23 protein-coding genes are annotated in these 20698 nt (G+C 53.3%); 17 read left to right on the top strand and 6 right to left on the bottom strand.

The window, feature by feature from the left end; genetic code table 11:
* The first annotated feature begins 194 nt into the window (after positions 1 to 194).
* The gene (locus SH287x_RS18320; RefSeq protein WP_479515831.1) at positions 195 to 650 is read left to right on the top strand and encodes a thiol-disulfide oxidoreductase DCC family protein; all 456 of its coding nucleotides are present in this window, start codon (positions 195 to 197) and stop codon (positions 648 to 650) included.
* 40 nt (positions 651 to 690) lie between these two features.
* Positions 691 to 1782 (top strand): DUF2891 domain-containing protein, encoded by a 1092-nt coding sequence (locus tag SH287x_RS18315; protein WP_479515830.1) that lies wholly within the window; start codon positions 691 to 693, stop codon positions 1780 to 1782.
* A 165-nt stretch (positions 1783 to 1947) separates the two neighbouring features.
* On the opposite strand, the gene SH287x_RS18310 is transcribed toward SH287x_RS18315, so the two are convergent.
* The 3 genes from SH287x_RS18310 to SH287x_RS18300 form a co-directional block, all read right to left on the bottom strand.
* The gene (locus tag SH287x_RS18310) at positions 1948 to 2109 is read right to left on the bottom strand and encodes a hypothetical protein (RefSeq protein WP_479515829.1); all 162 of its coding nucleotides are present in this window, start codon (positions 2107 to 2109) and stop codon (positions 1948 to 1950) included.
* Positions 2110 to 2170: 61 nt separating this feature from the next.
* Complete coding sequence (locus SH287x_RS18305) at positions 2171 to 2542, bottom strand: hypothetical protein (protein WP_479515828.1); 372 nt, start codon at positions 2540 to 2542, stop codon at positions 2171 to 2173.
* Positions 2543 to 2643: 101 nt separating this feature from the next.
* Complete coding sequence (locus tag SH287x_RS18300; protein ID WP_479515827.1) at positions 2644 to 3693, bottom strand: DUF1559 domain-containing protein; 1050 nt, start codon at positions 3691 to 3693, stop codon at positions 2644 to 2646.
* Between the two features lie 929 nt (positions 3694 to 4622).
* Here SH287x_RS18300 and SH287x_RS18295 point away from each other — a divergent pair.
* The gene (locus SH287x_RS18295; RefSeq protein WP_479515826.1) at positions 4623 to 4808 is read left to right on the top strand and encodes a DUF2891 family protein; all 186 of its coding nucleotides are present in this window, start codon (positions 4623 to 4625) and stop codon (positions 4806 to 4808) included.
* Positions 4809 to 4814: 6 nt separating this feature from the next.
* On the opposite strand, the gene SH287x_RS18290 is transcribed toward SH287x_RS18295, so the two are convergent.
* Complete coding sequence (locus tag SH287x_RS18290) at positions 4815 to 5447, bottom strand: hypothetical protein (RefSeq protein WP_479515825.1); 633 nt, start codon at positions 5445 to 5447, stop codon at positions 4815 to 4817.
* Positions 5448 to 5689: 242 nt separating this feature from the next.
* Here SH287x_RS18290 and SH287x_RS18285 point away from each other — a divergent pair, with 242 nt between their 5' ends.
* From SH287x_RS18285 to SH287x_RS18245, 9 genes are all read left to right on the top strand, one after another.
* On the top strand, positions 5690 to 5992 hold the full coding sequence (locus SH287x_RS18285) for a hypothetical protein (RefSeq protein ID WP_479515824.1): 303 nt from the start codon (positions 5690 to 5692) through the stop codon (positions 5990 to 5992).
* 160 nt (positions 5993 to 6152) lie between these two features.
* Complete coding sequence (locus SH287x_RS18280) at positions 6153 to 6569, top strand: hypothetical protein (RefSeq protein WP_479515823.1); 417 nt, start codon at positions 6153 to 6155, stop codon at positions 6567 to 6569.
* Between the two features lie 126 nt (positions 6570 to 6695).
* Positions 6696 to 7259: a hypothetical protein gene (locus SH287x_RS18275; protein ID WP_479515822.1), complete on the top strand. Its 564-nt coding sequence runs from the start codon at positions 6696 to 6698 to the stop codon at positions 7257 to 7259.
* A gap of 131 nt (positions 7260 to 7390) precedes the next feature.
* Positions 7391 to 8203, top strand: coding sequence for a C1 family peptidase (locus SH287x_RS18270; protein WP_479515821.1), 813 nt, complete (start codon positions 7391 to 7393; stop codon positions 8201 to 8203).
* A 187-nt stretch (positions 8204 to 8390) separates the two neighbouring features.
* Complete coding sequence (locus tag SH287x_RS18265; protein ID WP_479515820.1) at positions 8391 to 9272, top strand: hypothetical protein; 882 nt, start codon at positions 8391 to 8393, stop codon at positions 9270 to 9272.
* 285 nt (positions 9273 to 9557) lie between these two features.
* The gene (locus SH287x_RS18260; protein WP_479515819.1) at positions 9558 to 10418 is read left to right on the top strand and encodes an ATP-binding cassette domain-containing protein; all 861 of its coding nucleotides are present in this window, start codon (positions 9558 to 9560) and stop codon (positions 10416 to 10418) included.
* A complete protein-coding gene (locus SH287x_RS18255) occupies positions 10415 to 10927 on the top strand; it encodes a hypothetical protein (protein ID WP_479515818.1) in 513 nt (170 codons plus the stop codon). Before SH287x_RS18260 ends, SH287x_RS18255 begins: the two co-directional genes overlap by 4 nt.
* Before the next feature lie 7 nt (positions 10928 to 10934).
* Positions 10935 to 11399, top strand: a complete 465-nt coding sequence (locus tag SH287x_RS18250; protein WP_479515817.1) for a hypothetical protein — start codon at positions 10935 to 10937, stop codon at positions 11397 to 11399.
* A complete protein-coding gene (locus tag SH287x_RS18245; protein ID WP_479515816.1) occupies positions 11308 to 12939 on the top strand; it encodes a terminase large subunit domain-containing protein in 1632 nt (543 codons plus the stop codon). The genes SH287x_RS18250 and SH287x_RS18245 overlap by 92 nt, the downstream gene beginning before the upstream one ends.
* Before the next feature lie 228 nt (positions 12940 to 13167).
* Here the strand turns inward: SH287x_RS18245 and SH287x_RS18240 are convergent, their stop codons facing one another.
* Both SH287x_RS18240 and eno read right to left on the bottom strand, forming a co-directional pair.
* A complete protein-coding gene (locus tag SH287x_RS18240) occupies positions 13168 to 14265 on the bottom strand; it encodes a DUF1559 domain-containing protein (protein WP_479515815.1) in 1098 nt (365 codons plus the stop codon).
* 331 nt (positions 14266 to 14596) lie between these two features.
* Positions 14597 to 15874: a phosphopyruvate hydratase gene (eno, locus tag SH287x_RS18235; RefSeq protein ID WP_479515814.1), complete on the bottom strand. Its 1278-nt coding sequence runs from the start codon at positions 15872 to 15874 to the stop codon at positions 14597 to 14599.
* 207 nt (positions 15875 to 16081) lie between these two features.
* Here eno and SH287x_RS18230 point away from each other — a divergent pair, with 207 nt between their 5' ends.
* From SH287x_RS18230 to SH287x_RS18210, 5 genes are all read left to right on the top strand, one after another.
* Complete coding sequence (locus SH287x_RS18230; RefSeq protein ID WP_479515813.1) at positions 16082 to 16729, top strand: riboflavin synthase; 648 nt, start codon at positions 16082 to 16084, stop codon at positions 16727 to 16729.
* Between the two features lie 73 nt (positions 16730 to 16802).
* The gene (locus SH287x_RS18225) at positions 16803 to 17486 is read left to right on the top strand and encodes a YhgN family NAAT transporter (RefSeq protein WP_479515812.1); all 684 of its coding nucleotides are present in this window, start codon (positions 16803 to 16805) and stop codon (positions 17484 to 17486) included.
* Between the two features lie 102 nt (positions 17487 to 17588).
* Positions 17589 to 18830 (top strand): polysaccharide pyruvyl transferase family protein, encoded by a 1242-nt coding sequence (locus tag SH287x_RS18220; RefSeq protein WP_479515811.1) that lies wholly within the window; start codon positions 17589 to 17591, stop codon positions 18828 to 18830.
* A 429-nt stretch (positions 18831 to 19259) separates the two neighbouring features.
* Positions 19260 to 19724, top strand: coding sequence for a hypothetical protein (locus SH287x_RS18215; RefSeq protein WP_479515810.1), 465 nt, complete (start codon positions 19260 to 19262; stop codon positions 19722 to 19724).
* A gap of 551 nt (positions 19725 to 20275) precedes the next feature.
* Positions 20276 to 20482, top strand: a complete 207-nt coding sequence (locus SH287x_RS18210) for a hypothetical protein (protein ID WP_479515809.1) — start codon at positions 20276 to 20278, stop codon at positions 20480 to 20482.
* Positions 20483 to 20698: the final 216 nt, after the last annotated feature.

The raw sequence follows: 20698 nt of genomic DNA, 5'->3' as shown, positions 1-20698 counted from the left end.
CGGGGAAGAAGGTGTCGTCCGATCCGCACATCTGACCAGGGTTTGCCTTGTCATCTTCCCACATTTCTTTGATATGGGTACATCCTGGTTACAGTGCCTGCCCGTTTGCGGTTCAGTGAAGAGAGGCCCTCGGGATGGTGGCCATTTCTTTTTGTGGTGATGTCCTGCGGCCCGGGATGACAAAGGATTGACCTGTGAACGCAACATTACACCCCGCCGCCGCTTCTCCACGGGAAGAAACCACTTTGGAGAAGAACGATCCCACGATTCTTTTCTTTGACGGAAACTGCGGCTTGTGCCAGAGGTCGGTGCAATTCGTTCTCAACCGTGATTCGCGGGGTGTGGTTCATTTTGCTCCGTTACAAGGCTCGACCGCTGAAGCGATGCTCCCTGTGACAGACCGCGAGCAACTCAGCTCGATGGTCGTTTCTCATCAGGGAACGCTTTATCGCCAGTCAACAGCGGCGCTGGTTGTAGCCAGCCAATTGGGGGGAGTCTGGCGACTGCTGGCTCTGCTGGGATATGGTGTTCCACGACGTTTGCGGGATTGGGCTTACCGAATTGTGGCCAGTAATCGGTATCGCCTGTTTGGCAAAGCCGACGCTTGCCGCCTTCCCCGTCCTGGGGAACGAGAACGATTTCTTGACTGAATTTGTGCCGCTATTCTTGATGGCCAAGCAGGAACCCGCGATGACAGAGTTTCCGGAACCCGTGGTGAACGATGGCCACGACTGGCCGGCAGATTTGTCCACCGTTCTGGAAGTAATTGGCGAATGGGCCACTTCCGGGATCTCGCGCGAGTTCCCGGCGGTGATGCCTCAAGTGTTGCATGCTCCCTCTCAGGTCACGCGCCCGCGCGAATTGTGGCCGGTGTTTTATGGGTGTTTTGACTGGCATTCCGCTGTTCACAGTCACTGGACACTGGCCCGCCTGGCACGCGCCTTCCCCCATCATCCTCAGGTGAAAGTCTGGGGCGAATGTTTAGTGAAAAGTCTGACTGAGGAGGGTCTGGCAGGTGAGTATGCTTATTTCGAGCAGCCGCTGCATCAGACGTTTGAACGTCCTTATGGTTGGGCCTGGTATATGACTTTAAGTCGGGAACTGCGGGATCATCCGTATGCGGAATTGCGGTCATGCTATGCGTGGGTAAAACCGCTGGAGAATCTGCTGCGCGAGCGATTCTTATCGTGGCTTAAGGGAATGAATCGCCCGATCCGGACGGGTGAGCACAATCAGACCGCGTTCGCGATGGGATTTGCCTATGACTATGCACAGGCTCTTGGCGATCAGGAATTCGGCCATGTGATTTTCGAGCAGGCATTGGCCTGGCATCAAACTGATCAGCAACTTCCCCTCGTACTGGAACCTTCGGCTCATGACTTTCTGTCACCCGCATTAGGAGTGGCTGACTTGATGGCCCGCTGTCTGCCCACTTCGGACGCCTATGGAGATTGGCTTCGAGAAGCTTTTCCCGCGTGGCATGCTGAGCCTGAGCAATTACGACAATGGCCTGTGGTGACCTCGCGGGATCGTGATGACGGAAAGGGAGCACACCTGGATGGTCTGGCATTCAGCAGAGCCTGGATGCTCTCACAAATGGCAGATCGGCTTCCTGAAAACCACCTTCTGAAGCAGCCATTGCGGGAAGCTAGCCAGTCTCAGGGGACTGCGGGGCTGGCGGTCTTTCAATCCGGTAGCTACATGACCAGCCATTGGGTTGGAAGCTTTGCTACAAAATGGCTGACCATTAAATTTGATAAGCGCCTGATATATGAAGCATGATATATAGTCAACGGCATGCTAGTCACACATAGCAACCTACCTCGTCTAAAGTTGCGAGTATGAACCATCGTTCTTTGGCAGTTTTAAACCAACTTCTAAAACAACAACTCACGTTGTTAGTCGAGTATAAACACTACTTGACCGAGTGCTTGAAAATAGACAACACTAATCAAAAGGTTGTAGGCGGCCAGAGCGAACTGAAACAATGCCATGATGAATACCCGCAGCTAAATCAAAGCGAACATCAGGTTCGCGATCCGGCAACATCAAAGCAGCGGTATGTGACGCGAAGGGAGCGAGAATTAAAACCTCACGTTGTGTCGACATGATGCTTCAAAATATACATGGAAGATGAGATCAAAATGATTCGCTAAACTAAAATTGATTTTTATTTAGCGTCGGAAAGGTCAATATCATAAACCACCTCCCTCTCACCACACTCAACTACAAGCGGCGTTGACTCCAACGATTGATATTTTTGGGCAATCCGAAAATAGTCTTGATTAAAATTCGGATCTGGAATTTGCTCGCCGTTCGCAAGTGTGACCATTTCAGGTTCAGGCAAAGTCACCACAACTTTGTATTGCCCCAAAGTAACGGGCACGTTCGGTGCAGGCTTGTAACGATAACGCCCGACGTCATCAACTTGGGTGACGAAACTTTCGTCACGATTTACGAGATAAAATGAAACTATAGTGCCTATTGGCAATGGCCTTCCTTCTGAGAGAATCGAGCCGGAAATCCCGCCGATCTGAGACACTGGACTATCACATCCATACCCCTGAATTATAATCGCAAACATAATTAATGCAGTGGCTTGCTTAGTAAATGACCTCATAGACCGCTACCCCCAGATAGATGCTAAAAGTCGCCGACCACTTGGCTATCCGCTCGGAAGCTGGCATGCTTAAGTGTATCAATGTCGATATTGTCACTGACAAAGGAAACGTGACCATCCACAAACAGACAGTTCACTCCCCCCGTGTGTTCCGAGTTAAGTGGGTTATTTCTTCCGAGGTTGATACTGATTCCCGCTTGGTCATAATTGACGGTGTTAGGGGGATATCGCATGGTAATAATGTTAGCTGTGCGATGTGGAGACCCCGGGAGTAACCCCGCTCCAGTGCTTCCCGTCGTCCAGCCGAGGCAGCCAGAACTTCCAATATAGATGCGATTACCGGAAATAAACCGGTTGTATAAAGAGTGCCCCTTGATGGTAGATATGTAAGTAGTATTTGAAGTGACAAGCCCTCCGCTTACCTCTCCGACCATGATGGTTGTAGAGGTTCCGTCGGTAACATCCCTTATACGGACTGATTTATTCGGAATTAACATTCCTTCGGCAGATAGTGTCCCCGTTGTGTTACCGTAACTGGCGTTGCTACCATTGGCGCCTGTGATACTTGACTGAGAAGGCTGAATATATAACATGGAATTGGTTGCCCCCGAGATCCCGATGTACCCGGCGCGTTTGAATTGATCATTCGATTGCTGCATAACAGTTGAGGGACAATTCATCACGGGCGGCGTCCCAATAGCCGTCAGAGTTGCAATATTGCTCGAATGATTGAAACCTCGTGAGGGCGAGGAATGATTGAGTTGACTGTAAACGGAAGAAAGATCCAAGTTGGGAAGGATTCCTACCCACCAGGAAAACCCAAACGGGTTCACCCCCCCTGGTGGCACTGCTGCTGCGGAGCCAATCGGGAACGCATTAAAAGCATCTTGATAATTGTGAAGCGCCAACCCAATCTGCCTGAGATTGTTGCGGCATTGGGTTCGGCGAGCAGACTCCCGGGCTTGCTGCACGGCAGGCAGCAGCAACGCGACCAGCAAAGCGATGATGGCAATCACGACGAGAAGTTCGATAAGAGTAAATGCCCGACGTTGTAAAGGCAGGAATTTTGCCATAGCTGTTTCTTGTTCGCTGTAAAAGGAGAGGCTCCAAGCCTATTCGAACTAATTTTCGATTCGTATCCAGCAAATTGGTCATATGCATTTTTGCGGGAAAGGCATCGCGATGGATATTTCATCCACACTGTAACCGGATTCGACGTTTGAGTCACAAGGAAGCCTGAGTCTTCACATATTATTCATGATTTCCGATAATTCTTCGAGAAAATCCGCCTAAGTGCTGTGCCTGCCAAAGAATAATACGATGACGCAATTGACCAACGACATGAACGGGCGGATCAAATATCCGGTTGTTCGGATAAGACGATAGCGTGAGTTTTTAGCCGATAAGTAGACCATCTCTTCTCAAGCAATGGCAGTAAAACATCGTTTTGCTGCTGTTTTCAAACTGACCACCGAAGCCTGAACCCACATTGATATGCGAAGTAAAACAGTAGGGTGGGTGAAATCTTAGCGCAACCCACTTTTTCACAGGATGTCGTAGTGGAAGGATTCATGAGCCAGTCGGGAACATGATCACCAATGCCATGCTCTTGCGTGCTGACATAAATGTGTTCGACGCAATATTTCAAATTCCGCCAAATCGGTTTGGCATGTTCGTACAGAACGTCGTCACATGTTCGTCTGCTCTCTCTACAATTGCGATCAGAATCACAAAACCAGTGGGTTGCGCTGAGCCTTAACACACTTGACATGACTTCGCCAAAATTGTTGACTATTAATTTTACTATAGCGTAACTACCGGCTGAAAGCCGGTAGGTTTCAAACCGTGAGCTACGGACTGAAGTCCTTCCGCTCACTTTCATATTTCAAGATCAATTGAAGACAAAGAGTTTGAATTCAATCTCAGATCAAGAACAATTCAGATGACAACCTGAAAGTTTCGCCTAAAGACGAGGGTTTTAATCCCATTGTGGGGATAACAGTTGGCACATCGGCTTCCTGAAAACCACTTTCTGAAGCAGACATTGCGGGAAGCCAGCCAGTCTCAGGGGACTGCGGGGCTGGCGGCCTTTCAATCTGGCAGCTATATGACCAACCACTGGGTTGGAAGCTTTGCTACACAATGGCTGACTATTAAGTTTGATCAGCACCTGATCTCTGAATCATGATAAATATCAGCGGGATTTCAGTTCGGACAATGCCAATTCCCAGTTGGTCTTTTGACTGGCCGTGGTGGTCTTTTTTGCCAGTTGTTCTGTCAGAAGTTTCTGGGAGACTTCTGGCCCGAGAACCTTGAGCAGCACATCACACAGCAGTTTTCGCCTCAGATCCGTCTCATCCTGGCCTAATGCCCAAACCACAGCCCCGATCGACTTCATATTGATCGGATCTTCACCGTAGACTGGCCCTCCATGGCTGACAAGCAGAGAGACTGCCGGGTATTCGCCTCGATACCACCCAAAAACAGATCCTCGAGTATCATGTTTATCAATATTCTGAATCAATCGATCAACGGTTGGAATCTCTGAAAAATCGCCAATCACAGTAAATGTATATCCAAGTTCGGTGCTGGTCAGCCGGGGGTCGTTCGCTAAATCAAACAGCGCGTTGATCACAGAACTGATCGAATGGGATGCGTCAGTCAATTGACGCTGTATTTCCGGTGCATCTCCGGCTGGGATGGTGATCACAATCTGATCAGTACGGTCTTTCCACTTCGGGCGAACAAGGTTTCTCTCATCCGCCAGGCCCGGCCAAATCGAAGCTGCCACAAACAGGAATAAAACGGAAATACTTATCTTTCGCATGGCAATTCCTTTCGTTTTTCAATTGTTCGATCTTTTGACCAAGAACAGCAAATGCTGGTGCATTCCGAAGACTTCATGCACCCTACGTCACGGTTCGATCTCTTGACCAAGGACAGTAGACAAAATGGACGTCCCAAGCTTGTGGCGGTGCGGGATTTTTTGCGCAACAAGGGCTGATGGAGTGAGGGGCCAGTTAATGGCCCGAAACTCTCAGACTTGTCTCATTTTTTGCCGAGCCAATCATGCAACGTCAATTTCGGAACCTCAAACCCGTTTTACCTAACCCGAGTTCATCTGCTGAACCAGCCCTCGTAAATCAGGGAAGTCCCCGCTTCACGCTCTGTAAAAGCGATGCGGGAGATATTGCGCGAACGGTTGCCATTGCCGGCAGTTCGGCGGCTTTGGTGGCCTTGCTGGAACTGTTTGGCACGTTCAACTTTGGAACGTGGAACACTCTTGTGACTGCCCTCGTCACGGTCGTCATTCGACTGCTTCAGCAATGGAGCGCCGACACGCGCCAACAGTTCCGCTCCCCCTCCCGGTGAGCGCAGTGAGCCAGTTAAAACCCCTCCTCTTACGCTTTCCAGAAATCAACGGCGTGTTGAGAGATGCGTCAGGCATGCTCCTCAAAGCTGCAAGCATGGCACACAAAGCACCGTTGAATCCTGGGTTCGTATCAGTCATTTCTTGTCAGGCTGAATTTCCATGTCGCTTCGCTCCACACTTTTCTGGTTTTTAATGGCCAGTGCGGCTCTGGCATTTTTTGTCGGAGTCGTGCATGCGGCTCAACTCCTCACGGGGGTCGCTCAGCGCGATCTGGGGAACTATGTGCTCACAGGATTTCCCCTCGGGCTGTCAGTCGTTCTGGCTGTTATAGGTTGGTGGATGATTCGGCCAACAGCGGCTCACAAGGATTCACCCCACCTCATACACGCCGATCCTTTTTCAGAGGTGGTGCAGGCGCTCGACGTTCTGCATCGCTTCTTTCCCGATGAATCGTCTCCTCAAGCTCTGCTGTTGCAAGTGGCGCAAGCCGCCATGTCTCAGCGATACGCCATCCCTTCCGAAACAGTGGCGCGTCGGCAGAAGAAGTCATCTCGACTTCAAGCTTCCCGCCGATAGTGCCGTGTCACGGCTTTGTCTTCGGTTTGAAGTCGCCGCAACGTCCTCCTTTTCTAAACCTGTCAAATCAGAATTGAATCTCCCCGAGTGCCCGGCTGGATTCTCTTTGTCTGCGGATATCACATCATGTTTTCGCCGTTCGTCGTGTTTGTGGGGCGGGTGTTTTGTGCGCCTGGCCCTGGCTCGCCCGTTGTGCTACCGGATGCTGGCCTTTCGTGTGTTCCCGCCTCGAGTGCTTCCGTCACTCTGACACACGCCAAGGATGGAATGCTCCGATGTTTCCGGGCTGGCAGCCTCTTCCTGGGAGTTCTCTTCTGCTCCTTAACCGGCTGCCTGGCACCCGCCCCACACGATGATGTCTCTCCCACAGATATCACCATTCCTTCGACCGACGAACACCTCTCACAGATGGCGATTGCTCATTATTCGCGACAACTGGGAGCCATTTTTAAGTCTGCGTCAACAGAACCCACACTGAACCCGGCCACTCTCCATGCTCAATTGAAAACGCGATTCGCCGCTGCTCGCCAGGAAGCGTTCGCTCCGCTGGATGCCCGACTTGAGCAGGTGATGAACCAGACGCCGCTGGATCAAAATTCTGCGCGGCAATTGCTTGTCGATTTGAGCCTGGGATTTGAAACAGCGGGGAAAGCAGAGAAGCAGAAAAGCAACAAAGCCAGAAGGGATTGAGTTTCTCTCATTCACCCCCAGCCTTACGCGCTCCTTCTCTCCCCCGTTTTTCTTTTCCTGCGACTTCGCTTCTCGGCTTTGTTGCTTTTCCGCTTCCCTGCTTTTCTGCTTCCCCAACCCAGGTTTTTCCCATGATGCAATACGGCTGGCGTGATGATCTTGAAGAGCGACAACAACTGTTGGCCACGTCACAACAGTCGCTCTATAAGCAGGCCATTACGGCGGATGCTCCTCCTGAAATTGATCCACGGCCATGGCATCGCATTGAGATGCAAGGATCGCTGGGAAGTTGTCAGGGGCATGCCCTTTCCAGTGTCGGTGAGATGGCTCATTGGATTGCTTCCGGCCTTGTAACCCAGTTTTCGCCATTGTTCGCTTATTACGCGACTCAACAGTTGGATGGCCTTCTGGGTGCCGATCAGGGAAGCACTATTCAAGGGGGTGTTCGCTGTGCCCGAGAGTTTGGTTTTTGTCCGCTGGAGGTTTTTCCGAATCCTCGTCCACTCCGCTACACAGGCAAGATCCCTGAGGGAGCCTGGTCAGCCGCCAGTCCTTTTCGCATTCGCTCTCACACGGTTTGCACGAGCTATGATGATGTCTGGACGTTCCTTGCCGCCGGACAAGGGGGCGTCTCAGCCGGTCTGGGCTGGAACGCAAGCATGACACCTCGGGGCGGGTTGATTGAAACATACCGCCCTGGTGGCGGTGGTCATGCGGTATCTTTTCTGGGTTATAGCCGGCGTCAAGATGCCTACCAGCGTCATTACCTTTGGCTGGCGAACAGCTGGTCAGAAAGCTGGGGAAATCGTGGCTGGGCGGAAGTCGCTCCGCATGCCATTGATGCCATGCTGGCTGACCGCCGTACTGTGATGGTTGGTCTTTCGGACCTCAGCCTTCCCATCCCTCGCCGCATTCCGTGGCGTGAAGATTCCGTCTTTGGGTAACGGATGGAAGAGAGGGGAAGCAGCAGAAAAGCGGAAAAGCAACAAAGCCAGAGAAGATTGCATTTTCTCGTCTTCACTTCCCGCCTTTTACGCCCCCTCTTCCTTTCCCTCTTTTTTCCTTTTCAGCTTCCCCGCTTCGTTGCTTTTCTGCTCTCTTCCCCTCTCACATCCCTATCGGTCAAATCCCATGTTCCAAGCTCTGCCTATTTCTCTGCTGTTGACACTCGCGCCTCTGTTCTGTGTGGTTGCTGAGGAAGCTCCCGCGAAACCAACATTCTCATGGACAGCTCTGTTTGAGGTGGCAGATGATCGTGAATTCGATTCCCTGAACACGGATTCTCAACAGGTCACGCCCGCGCCTGCTCGTTCCCTACAATGGGTGGTCTTTCATACAGCGACCTGCCAGCCCTGTATTGCGGCGATTCGCGATTTCCAACCCTGGCTGTCGGCCAGTGGCTGGCAAGTCGATAAGAACGTAACGGCTCATGTTCGCTTGATCGATGCTACCCGCGAGCCTGCTCTTGCGGCTCAATACCAGATCACGGCCTGGCCGACGTTTCTTCTTGTTCATAAAGGCCGGGTGCTGGAGCGGTATAGCCCTTATCCGGGGCGTCAACTTCTTGTGGATCGCTATTTGGCTGCCGCTAAATACATCCATTCGATCTCTACAATCTCTCCAGAGCCGATGGGTGCTATCTCGATTGGCTCGATTCCCCAAGGCTCGGCACAAGTCGTCAAACTATTGGAAGCGACCCGTCCTCTTCTGGAAGCCGGCGTTGATTTTGAAGGCCGCCTACTCCCCGCAGCAGACACAGGACAAAAGTCTTTACCAACCAGCACCATCATCCCCCTCACGGAGATGGCCAAGATCAAGCTCTATTGGCCGCTCATCTTTCGCATCTCCCGGCAACGCCAATCGTTACATATCAATTTCCAGAAGCCCTATCCCCAGTTCCTGCTCTCGACACCATTCCCTCTTGAACAACCCATTCAGGGGCTTACCGCCACGACCTCAGCCGTCGTGATTGAGCTTCCCAGAATGATTGATCTGAAAGTGCAACTGGAGTGACAGAAGAGTGAAAAATCAGGGTTCATTGCTCCTCTCCCATTCCGATGGGAGAGGCTGGGTGAGGGCGAGCCGTAGTTCAAATAGCGGTCTTCCTGCATGCTCGTTGAGAGCTAACCAGTCACGCTTTTTGATGGGAAACGCCCACTGGAAAATCCCTCACCCGGCCCCTTGCGGGGTTTGGGGCGGCGTTTGTGCGTCAGTTGTTTATTTACGAATGGGTCTTACGCCGCCAGGTTGATGATTGTTACTAAATCTGTTTCTACTCCTTTCCGGCACGCACATTCTATGTACCTCAATGTTAATTACCAGCTTGCGCCGCGTGTTGCGACCACTCATGCGGCCATGGTCTGCGATCATTTTGGACTCACGCTGCAAGGCCAGCAGCAGGTGATTGCTGAGAACTTTGAATTGCCGATTGCTCCCGGTCAGTTGGTGGCTTTTGTCGGCCCTTCGGGATCGGGCAAGTCGTCGCTAATGCGGGCTGCGGCAGCGCAGCTGGATCTCGATGAGTCGTCTCAAACTCTCTGGGTGGATCGACTCACTGAGCCAACGTCGCTTGTGGCGGATGCGTTGCCTCTTCCGCCCATGGAAGGCTTTCAGTTGTTATCGCAATGCGGGCTGGCGGAGCCTCAATTGTTTCTTCGTACGCCGCTGGAACTCAGCGATGGACAACGCTTCCGCTTCCGGTTGGCTTTCGCTGTTGCTCAAGCATTGGCCATGAGAAAGTCGGGCAGCAATGTCATGCCACAGTCAGCGCCATCGCAAACAACAGCCAGCGTTAATCACTGGATTGTTGCCGATGAATTCACTTCGCCACTGGATCGGACGTTAGCAAAAGTGATTGCACGAAGCTGGCGATCACTGACCCGCAAGCATGGCGTTGGTTCGCTGATCGCCACGACACATACTGATATTCTGGCAGATCTTGATCCCGATCTGATTGTGACCTGTAGCCATGAAGAACCACCGCAACTGAGTGGCCCGGCTGCCACGTCTTGTCGCCTGAATTGTCCTGTATCTTCCGTAAAAAAAAAGCGATCAGCTTCTTCGACGACCTTGCCATTACGACCGGCTCGAAGCGTGACTGGGCGTATTTTGCTCGGTGGCATTATCGATCTCACTCAGTCGGAATTGTCCGCTATGTGACTCTTCTCTGGCATGGCGATGATCCCATCGGGATCTGTGTTTTTACCAGTGCTCCCCTTTCTCTGCGTTTGCGAAACCAATACTTCGGCCTGTCGGGGCGTTGGACGCGCACGGGTCTCCAGGTTCTTGACAAACAGATCTGCCGACTGGCGCGGGTGGTGATTCATCCCACTTACCGGGGCGCGGGATTGGCGGCGCCGTTCGTCAGGGCCAGTTGCCAGCAGGTGCCCTGGCCATGGATCGAGTCGCTCGCGGAAATGGGTCAGTTCCATCCATTCTTTGAACAGGCGGGGTTTCTGAATCTGGGTGAATGTCGACCCGCCGCCGGTTCCATAAACAAGACATCAGACCGGCGTCTTCAGCATTCGCAGATTTATGGCACACGCTCGCTGACTGGTCAGAAGCGATTGCTTACCCATGAAACATTCAACAAAAGCCGATTTGCCAGTCCGACCTATTTTCTCTTCGACAATCGAGAAAACATCCAACAACATTTGAGAGACAGCTGAATTCATTATGCCATTATCTTCCGCTCATGATCAGCCAGATTTCACGCTGCTTCACCCCGCGCTCGATGAAGACCCTCCACTGCTCACCCCGGAGCAGCAGAACGAATTTCTTGAGCTTCTCACCAAGGGAGCCAGCTTTTTTGGTGCTTGTGAGAAGTTGGGATGCAGCCAGCTCCAGGTTGGCTTGACGCTGGCCCGGGATCGGGAATTTCCTGCCAAACTGTTGGCAACCAAAGAAGTGCAAGGCCAGAACGTGGTTGCTTCACTCTATCAGTCGGCTCTCAAGGGAAACGTGACGGCTCAGCAGTTCTGGCTCCGCAATCAACCGCCCGCCGACTGGCGTGAACCCGCCACGCGACTTGAAGGATCAGACCTCAGTGATGCCGACCTTATTGACCGCTGCCGAGAGGCAGGAATTGATTTCCCGCCTCAACTCGCAACGCGACTGGCAGAGGCTGATCTCTCGCCATGACCCGGCCTCTTTCCGCCGGGTGATCAAACTTTCTGCCGCTGACCGTACGGCTGGTCAAGCTCTGCTTGAACCCTGGCAGCAGGCTGATTTTCGCGCTTTGGATGCCGCCTGGCGCCAACTGGCTTTGGGATCACGAAAAGATTCATCGCCCACTTTTTCGGAAGACGAGTCCTCGTTGCCCATGATTCGCAGGGCGTATCTGGAGCGACCGCGTGGCCATTCCAAAACGTCGGATATTGCGTTGTCCTGCACGTGGATTCTGGCTTTTGCGCGGGAGCCTGTGAATGGAATCGCCGCGGCGGCTGATCGCGAACAGGCACAGCTTCTGCTTCAGGCCATGCAGCGTCTTGTTCGTCTGAATCCTCATTTACTGGGTGGGCTTCAGATCCAGCAGGAGCGGGTGATCAATTCGCTTACGAGCAGCCGGCTGGATGTCATTTCTTCTGATGTGGCCAGTTCGTGGGGATTGCTCCCGGACTTTGTGATTTGCGATGAATTGTGTCATTGGGCCAAGCCCGAGTTGTGGTATTCGCTGGTCTCGGCCGCTGCCAAGAAGCCGCAAACTCTTTTAACTGTTCTCAGCAATGCGGGGTTGGGTCGGACGTGGCAATGGGAGGTTCGAGAAGCGGCCCGGACATCTGATGACTGGTACTTCTCCACTCTGGATGGCCCGCAAGCGGCCTGGATCACCCCAGAGACCCTCGCCGAACAACAGCGACTGTTACCGGCCAGTGTTTATGCCCGGCTGTGGCTCAATCAATGGCAGCAGGCTGAGGGAGATTTTGTCACATTGACGGAAGCTCGTGCCTGTATCGATTCTGCGCTGGTGCGGCAGGAACATGGTCAGCCGGGCGTTCGTTATGTGGCAGCCATTGATTATGCCGAGAAGCGGGACTGGACAGTGGCCGTCATTCTCCATGCGGAAGGAGATCGCTTGATTGTCGACCGCATGGATGTGGCCATTCCGTCGCCCGGACGCCCAACCCCAGTGGCGTGGGTTGATCATTGGTTGACCTGGGCGGCCAGTGCTTTTGGTGGGATTGAATTTGTGCTTGATGAGTATCAGTTGCTGTCACTCATTCAGGAGCGATCAGCTGAGTTGTCTCTGGAACGATTTTCGTTCGCAGGCGGCAACGGCAACCACGCTCTGGCCATGTTGCTGCGGCAGCTCGTTATTGAACGACGGGTGGCGTGGTATCCTGGATGTGGTTCCCCCACGATTGACCAGCAGGATTTCAGTGCTGCCGCACAGCCGCGAGCCACACACGTTTCTTCTGGTCGCGATCCACATGACTTAACGGCGCCTTCAGAGCGTGACGATTCAGAACACGTCAACGATCTGGCTCAGGAGTTGGCGACGCTGATTCTTCGTCAGTCCAGCAATGGGCGGATCAGGTTTGATCATCGTCAGGAGGCTGGCTTTCACGACGATCGCGCTTTCGCGCTGGCCGCCGCTTGCTTGAAGTTGACGCAGACGCCACCGACAGAAATTTACTTCAACGCCACTCCCCCATTAGCGCAGGGTGGCTTTGCGTGGTGATGAATGATCGGGGTTGCCCGTTGTGGGTCGAAAATCAAAAGCTTGAGAATCACTCTCCTGGCGGCATAAATCTCAAGCAAGAATCAACACCCGCCACACGTGACAACAAACCGCCTGAAATCCAACACGGCCGCTCTCCCGCTCGGGGAGAGCGGCCGTGTCTGAAGAATTTCTTGCGGCAGTCGGCGGGGTGATGGGGCAGGCCAAGCAGAACGCTGTGGTTACCGATTAGAACGCACCGACAGAATCGCCACCGGATTTTGTACCAAGAGCGCCCCAGACGCCATAGGGGCTTTGTGAGGGGATCGTCGCTTGAGCTGCATTGGCGGCCTGATTGCCAGAATCAATATTTTCGCTGATGAAACGGACGGCCCCATCACCCATCAGCACATGGACACCACCGGTATGCTTACTGGTCGATGAGAAAATGCCCGGAGAAAAATCATTGGTACTACAGGAAGCCGAGTTGGGTGGGAGAATCGTGGTGATTTCACTGAACGGACCTGCTCCATCACACCAGCGAGCACCACGATACGCCTGTGGACTAGCTGTAGACACGTACTGATTTGTCGACTTATCAAAGACAGCTCGGCAAACATTAGGAATGTACGGGGCAGCTAAACTCCCATCCTGGTGCATGTTGCCCAAGTCCCTACTATTTACTGAAAAATCCATTTCGGCCATCAGAATCGTGTTACTGGTACCGTCTGTAATGTCGCCGATTCGTACACGGGATCGGTAGCCAAAAACACCACGGGGATTGCCGCGCTCTATATCACCGGATGGGACTGCATCTCCCGAGCTGAAACCATAAGAATTTCGGCCAGTGGGAGTGCCGCTGCGATGAACCCCAGTTGAGGGACATAACAACCCTGGGATTTGCGCACGCCAAGGAGCGTAATTAATGTTGTCACCGCCACCATTCCATGGGGCTGGCCCGCCGGGTGGTGCAGGTGTGGGAAGGCCACCTGTGTTTGTGAAGCCACCAGAAATCTGGTTGAACAAAGGGGCTTGATCAAAGTAAGGAAGAAGCCCGACTACCCCGCTGAGTCTTTGGATATTGCCCGTCAAATTCGAGCCACCAGAGCCTCCCTGTCGGTAAGTGAACACATTGAAGTTGTCGTGGTAGTTGTGCAGGGCCAAGCCCATTTGCTTGAGGTTATTACGACACTGTGTCCGGCGAGCCGCTTCCCGAGCCTGCTGCACCGCAGGGAGCAAAAGCGCAATCAGAATGGCGATGATCGCAATGACCACCAGCAACTCAATCAATGTGAACGCACGCCGAAAACGACGAACCGGCTGGGTCAGTGAGAAATGAGGCATCATTGCAAAGGATCCCGAGAAGAATGGCGGTCAGCAGAATGGCAACAGACGAGGCGTCAAATTCATGATTAAAACATATGATTGACACTCATAATAATATGCCAAGATGCTGATTCGTCAACCGCTTGTTCACAAAACTGATGATTTGTCTAGTGAACCATCGGCTGCTTTTGCCCACAGAGATGCTTGCTTTGCCATGAATCAATCGGGTTGGAGAGTTTTCCTTCGATCAAAATCGAACATTAAGCAGCTTGACCAGAAAACAAAGACACCCGGAATCCAGGACGGACGCCGGGTGCCTTTTCAAAAGTCAGGCAAAATCTCAAGCAGGTCATTACGCCTTGAGCGTGCCGCCGTAGCGGGCGTCTTTGCCGAGGAGTTCTTCGATTCGCAGCAACTGGTTGTACTTGGCAATCCGGTCGGTGCGGCTGGCCGAACCGGTCTTGATCTGGCCGGTGCCCAGAGCCACGGCCAAGTCGGCAATGGTGGTGTCTTCGGTTTCACCTGAGCGGTGGCTCATGATGGCGGTGTAACCATTGCGGTAAGCCAGTTGAACAGCGTCGATGGTTTCTGTCAGCGAGCCAATCTGGTTGACCTTCACGAGGATGCTGTTACCAACACCCTTGTCGATCCCTTCCTGCAATCGCTTGCTGTTGGTGACGAACAGGTCGTCGCCGACAAGTTGAACCTTCTTGCCGATGGCATCGGTCAGTTTCTTCCATGTGTCCCAGTCGTCTTCCGAAGCCCCGTCTTCGATGGAGACGATGGGATACTTTTCCGACCAGCTTTGCCAGATGCCGACGAGTTCGTCGCCGTTGACCTTCTTGCCGTCAATATCGTAGAGGCCGGTCTTCGAGTCATAGAACTCGGTCGACGCACAGTCGAGAGCCAGCTTAATCTGCTTGCCAGGCTCGTAACCAGCCTTTTCGATGGCTTCCGTAATGACCTTCAGGGCATCTTCGTTGGTCTTGAGGTCAGGAGCAAAGCCCCCTTCGTCACCCACGGCGGTGCTCATGTGCTGATCGTGCAGCACTTTTTTGAGGCTATGGAAAATCTCGGCACCGGCCCGAAGACCTTCAGAAAAAGAGGTGAAGCCGACAGGAACGATCATGAATTCCTGAAGATCAATCCCGTTGTTGGCGTGAGCACCACCGTTGATGATGTTCATCAGCGGAACTGGCAGCGTGTTGGCCCCGACACCACCCAGGTAACGGTAGAGTGGCAGGAAGCTGGCACGGGCAGCCGCATGAGCAGCAGCCAATGAGCAGGCGAGGATGGCGTTGGCACCCAGGCGCGACTTGTTGGGCGTGCCATCGAGTTCGATCATCGTATGATCGATGGCGGCCTGATCCGTCACGTTGAGATCAATCAGCGCGTCGGCGATGGTTTCGTTGACGTTTTCAACGGCTTTGCGAACACCCTTACCGAGGTAACGCTTCTTGTCGGAAGCGTCGCGGAGTTCGCAGGCTTCGTGAGCGCCGGTGCTGGCACCGCTGGGAACAGCGGCCCGGCCAATGGTGCCGTCTTCCAGTTCAATATCGACTTCCACCGTGGGATTTCCCCGGCTGTCGAGAATTTCACGGGCATGAACGCTGGTGATCGCGAGGGACATAGCCAATGCTTTCCTAAAGAGAACCTGAGACTCCACTTTGTCAGGTTTTCCTGGACAGTCAGCGGAGCATTCCAATGAACCGATGCGAGAGAAGGGAAAATTCTCCCGCGAGGTCTACACTTGTAGCGTCCCGAAGTCTCGCTGCCAATAAACTTCAGGCTCCGGCGCCACTTCCAGCAAGCGAATGAAATTTCGGAGAAGTTCAAAATGTTCACCGGGTTGGTTGAAGGCGTCGGCCTGATTCAGGGCGTGGCACTCGAAGAAGGGGGCATTTGCCTCACAATCTCACCCCCAGCGACAATGCAAACTGCTGACGATCCCGCCGTTTTGGGCGAAAGCATTGCCATTAACGGCTGCTGCCTGACTGTGGTGGCACTTTCGGAAAAGAGTTCCGGCATACCTGCCTGGTCGTTTCAGGCGGGGAGCGAGACGCTTTCCAAAACAAACCTTGGGAATTTGTCAGAGGGAAGTTTTGTCAATCTGGAACGGGCGATGAAAGCCAGTGCCCGGTTTGGCGGGCATGTGGTGCAGGGACATGTGGATGGTACGGCCAGCGTTTCCAGCATCGAACATGAAGACGAATGGGTCTTTATGGCGTTTGAATTGCCGCTGGAACTGGCCCGGCTCATCGTTCCCAAAGGGAGCATCACCGTCGATGGTGTGAGCCTGACGGTCGTCCGGGCCGAACTGAACGCGCCTGCCGGGACGGGCCTCTTCAGCGTGGCGCTCATTCCCCATACTCTCAAAGAAACGACCCTCGGCCAGCGAAAAGTGGGCGACCTTGTGAACATTGAAACGGACATTCTCGGGAAGTACGTCGATCGGCTGCTCAGCCTGCGACTTCCCGGCGCGTAACCACTCACAAACACACTGCACTCACTGTTATCGAATAGACCTCTTGATGTTTCTGCCGTGACTGGGCCATGGAATGAACCTGCTTTCCGCGACGATTCTGCTGTTTCTCATCATGGATCCGATGGGAAACGTGCCGCTGTTTCTCTCGGTCTTAAAGCATGTCGCTCCCGAGCGACGCTTGCGGATCGTCGTTCGCGAACTGTGCATTGCGCTGGGTGTGCTGTTGCTGATGTTGTTCTTTGGGCGTTATCTGTTGGTAGCACTCGATCTGCGGCAGGAATCGATCAGCATGGCAGGCGGCATCGTGCTGTTTCTCATTGGGATCAAGATGATCTTTCCGCCCCGAGATGGCATTTTTGGATCGTCACTGACGGGTGAACCGTTTGTTGTGCCGCTGGCCATTCCGAGTGTCGCCGGGCCATCGATGCTGGCGGCTCTGCTGCTGCTGGTGAATCGCGAGCCGGATCGCATCGCGACGTGGGCATTGGCATTGATCATGGCCTGGGGATTGTCGGCCGTGATTTTATGTGCTTCCACCTGGTTTTATCGTTTTCTGGGCGAAAACATTCTCACCGCCCTGGAGCGGCTGATGGGCATGATTCTGGTCGCACTGTCTGTGCAAATGTTTGTCGACGGCGTTCGCGTCTCGTTTGAAGCCAGGCCTCATTCGTCAGCAGCCGCACATGCTCCCGAAAAAACGACGCCGTTCGACGAAACCGCCGGGGAAAAAACTGTGTTGTCGGCGTCAAAACGCTAATCTATGCAGAGACTTTGATGGAACAGCGGCGTCAAATGGCCTCGCGAGACTCTGAATACCAACACACTCCACGACAAGACATCATAGAGAGACTGGTGAAAGATGCGTCGTCGCTCATTTCTGGCATCGATGGGAAGCCTGCTCACTCTGGCAGCGACCCAGCCGCAAGCATCACTCCGGGCGGCTTCTGTTCCCGTTGCGAAGCCAAAAATCCTCCTGCGGTCTTCCTGGCAAACAGTCAACATTGGTGATATCGCTCATACCCCCGGCGTCCTCCATCTGCTGGAGAAATATCTGCCCGAAGCCGATGTGGGGCTTTGGCCCAGCAGCGTCAATGATGGCGTGCGCGAACTGCTGCTTTCCCGCTTTCCCAAGCTCAAAATTGTGCAGTCCAAAGAAGAAGTGAATGCTGCTCTGAAGGAGTATGATTTTCTCTTGCACGGCTCTGGCCCATCGCTGGTCGGGGCTAAAGAAGTTGCCCGCTGGGCCGAAGAGACCGGCAAGCCTTACGGCATCTTCGGAATCACCGTCCAGTCTTTCAGTGATCAGGTCTTGCAACTGGTGAATGGGGCCAAATTCACCTACTTCCGTGACCCGGTTTCTTTGGAACTGGCGAAGTCGAAAGGGGCCAAATGCCCGATCATGGAATTCGGGCCGGATGGTGCCTTTGCCGTCGATCTGGCGAACAAACCCGCTGCCGATGCGTTTCTGGCCAAGAACAATCTCAAGGCGGGTGAATTCATCTGCTGTATTCCACGCCTGCGTTACACTCCTTACTGGCTGATCAAAAACAACAAGTTCGATGAAAAGAAAAACACCCGCAACGAGGAAATGGGCGAGCACGATCACGCACCACTGCGCGAGGCAATCATCGCTGTCGCAAAGGAAACCAAGGCCAAGATTTTGTTGTGTCCGGAAGACAGGACACAGATGAAAGTCGGCAAAGAACTGGTGCTCAGCCGCTTGCCGGAAAGTGTCCGCGACCGTGTTGTCTGGCGGGAAAATTACTGGCTGACCGATGAAGCGATCAGCGTTTACCGGCAATCGCTGGGAATGTTCGGCCTGGAGATGCACTCGCCCATCATGTGCATTGGCAACGGCATTCCGGCAATTGTGGGCCGCTTTGAAGAACAGACCAGCAAAGGCACCATGTGGAACGCGATTGGTCTGAGCGACTGGCTGTTCGACTTCGATAATCCCGATCAACTCGCCCGCCTGACCCCGACCGTTTTATCGTTGGTCAAAGATCCCGGTGCCGCCAGAGAAAAGGCAGCAGAAGCACAGAAATTTGTCGCGTCTAAACAAAAAGCCATGGTCGAGCAGGTCAGAGCCAATTTGTCGTAAACTTGCTGTCTAAGTTTACTGACAGGGTGGCCCAGACGTGCAAAGCCACGTTTGGGTCACCCTGCCAAAGAACAATTGAAACGTCGATGGAACACATGCGGATGTAGGCGGACGAGCAAACTGTGCCTGCCAGCGTTTCCCGCTTCAGGCTTGGAGGAGTAACGGCGTATTATGCTGTGACGAAAAAGCTTCCTGTTCTGACGAACCCAGACGTCCAAAGCGACGTCTGGGCCACCCCGCAGCATAGCATGGATGCCCCCACAAAAGCGAACACCGTGCGGTGTCGCCGAGGATGACCATGGGCGATCCGTCGCAACTTGTTTGAGATTCTGACGCATCCAAATTGACAAAAGACCACTCACGTCGTCAAAATTCTAAGCCATTTCGGCGGTCGAATACTTATTTAGGCGTTGCTACGAGCATTCAAATATGAACACACAAAACACTTGGATTTGCGATTCCTGCAACCAGTCAATCACAAAGATTGAGCACGGCTGGGTTGAGTGGCTAAGCCGCGATGAAGACGGCAAGCTTATTGGACGGGGCTTGCGGCTTGTTCACCATTGCTCTGCACATAATCCTCTCGACAATCGCTGCCAATACGATCAACGCGCCAATTACGTGCGCGACCGCTCCGTGCTTTGCGATGCTCCCTTGAAGGACTTTGTCGGCCCAGACGGGCTCATCACACTATTATCATTCATTGCCAGCGAGGAATTTCCCACCGTTGAGGCTCTCGAGATGATCAAGCGTCTTCACGTTCCCGGGTACGAACATGCTCGCTTCCACTTCGAGGCCGCGATTGCTAATCGTGTCTTCGAGCCCAACACGCAACCCGGATATTACTCGATGGACAACATCAACGCCGTCCTTGAATATGCCCGCAACGCCTAACCATGCGCTGCAGCGAACCCGGCTTGAGCGTCGCGGTTGCAATCATGGCATCCCACGGGTCGTTGAGCTTGGGCCGTTCGTATGACTATTTCCCATCCGCCGAAGCGTCGATAAATCGCCCCAATCCCGTTTCCCAGCTCTGGACGCCAGCAACAAAAAGTTCAAACGGCGTTCTGCCATCTTTGTCTTAATAGTAGACGGCTCGCTGCATCAACTAGCGGAGAGCCGTATTTCATTTACAGACAAGACTTACAATTTGATTAGAAGACGATTCAGCAGGTTCGATTATCCAGTAGTTCCGGTGCTGCCAAACGGCGTCTTTCCGCAAGCGTATTCCAGACACATTACGGAGTCCCAATCCCATTATCTGTTGCACCGTGGCATCTGCCAATACCGCAGGGTGGCCCCGGTTGAAATTCTGATTTCTACCATGGGTGGCCTAGTGGTTGACCAACTTGATATTGCCGGGTTTTGGTGCTGGTTGTTTGTTTTCGGTGTGGGGGTAGAGGAGTAGGGCAGGCTCCCGCCTGCCGTCCTTAACTGGAATGGCTGTGGTTGGAATGGCAGGCGGGAGCCTGCCCTACTGCGACTCTTTCGAGATCCATTCGATAGAGAAGTTGCGGGAAAAGTTGCAATACCTGCATCTGAATCCTGTACGGGCCGGGTTGGTGGGGAAGGCGGTGGATTGGCGCTGGAGTTCGGCGCGGTGGTACGAACAAAGGCGAACGGTCGGCGTGCCGATTTCGTGGGTGGAATGAAGCCGATTGAATGAGAGGGGCGCCCAGTGGAGAGTTTCTTGTGACTACCGCACCCAGACGTGCAAAGCCACGTCTGGGTCACCCTGCCTGGGCCGCCCGTCATTTCTCTATTTCACCCTATCAGTCAACGAGTGTTCTCGGCAGCAGGTGTTTTCAAACGGAACCGGTAAATCGGCCAGTGAGGTTTCCCGATCACCAGCTTTTCGTTAGCTTTGG

The sequence above is a fragment of the Planctopirus sp. SH287 genome, from assembly GCF_056500625.1.
This window is presented reverse-complemented; position numbering and strand designations above follow the sequence as displayed.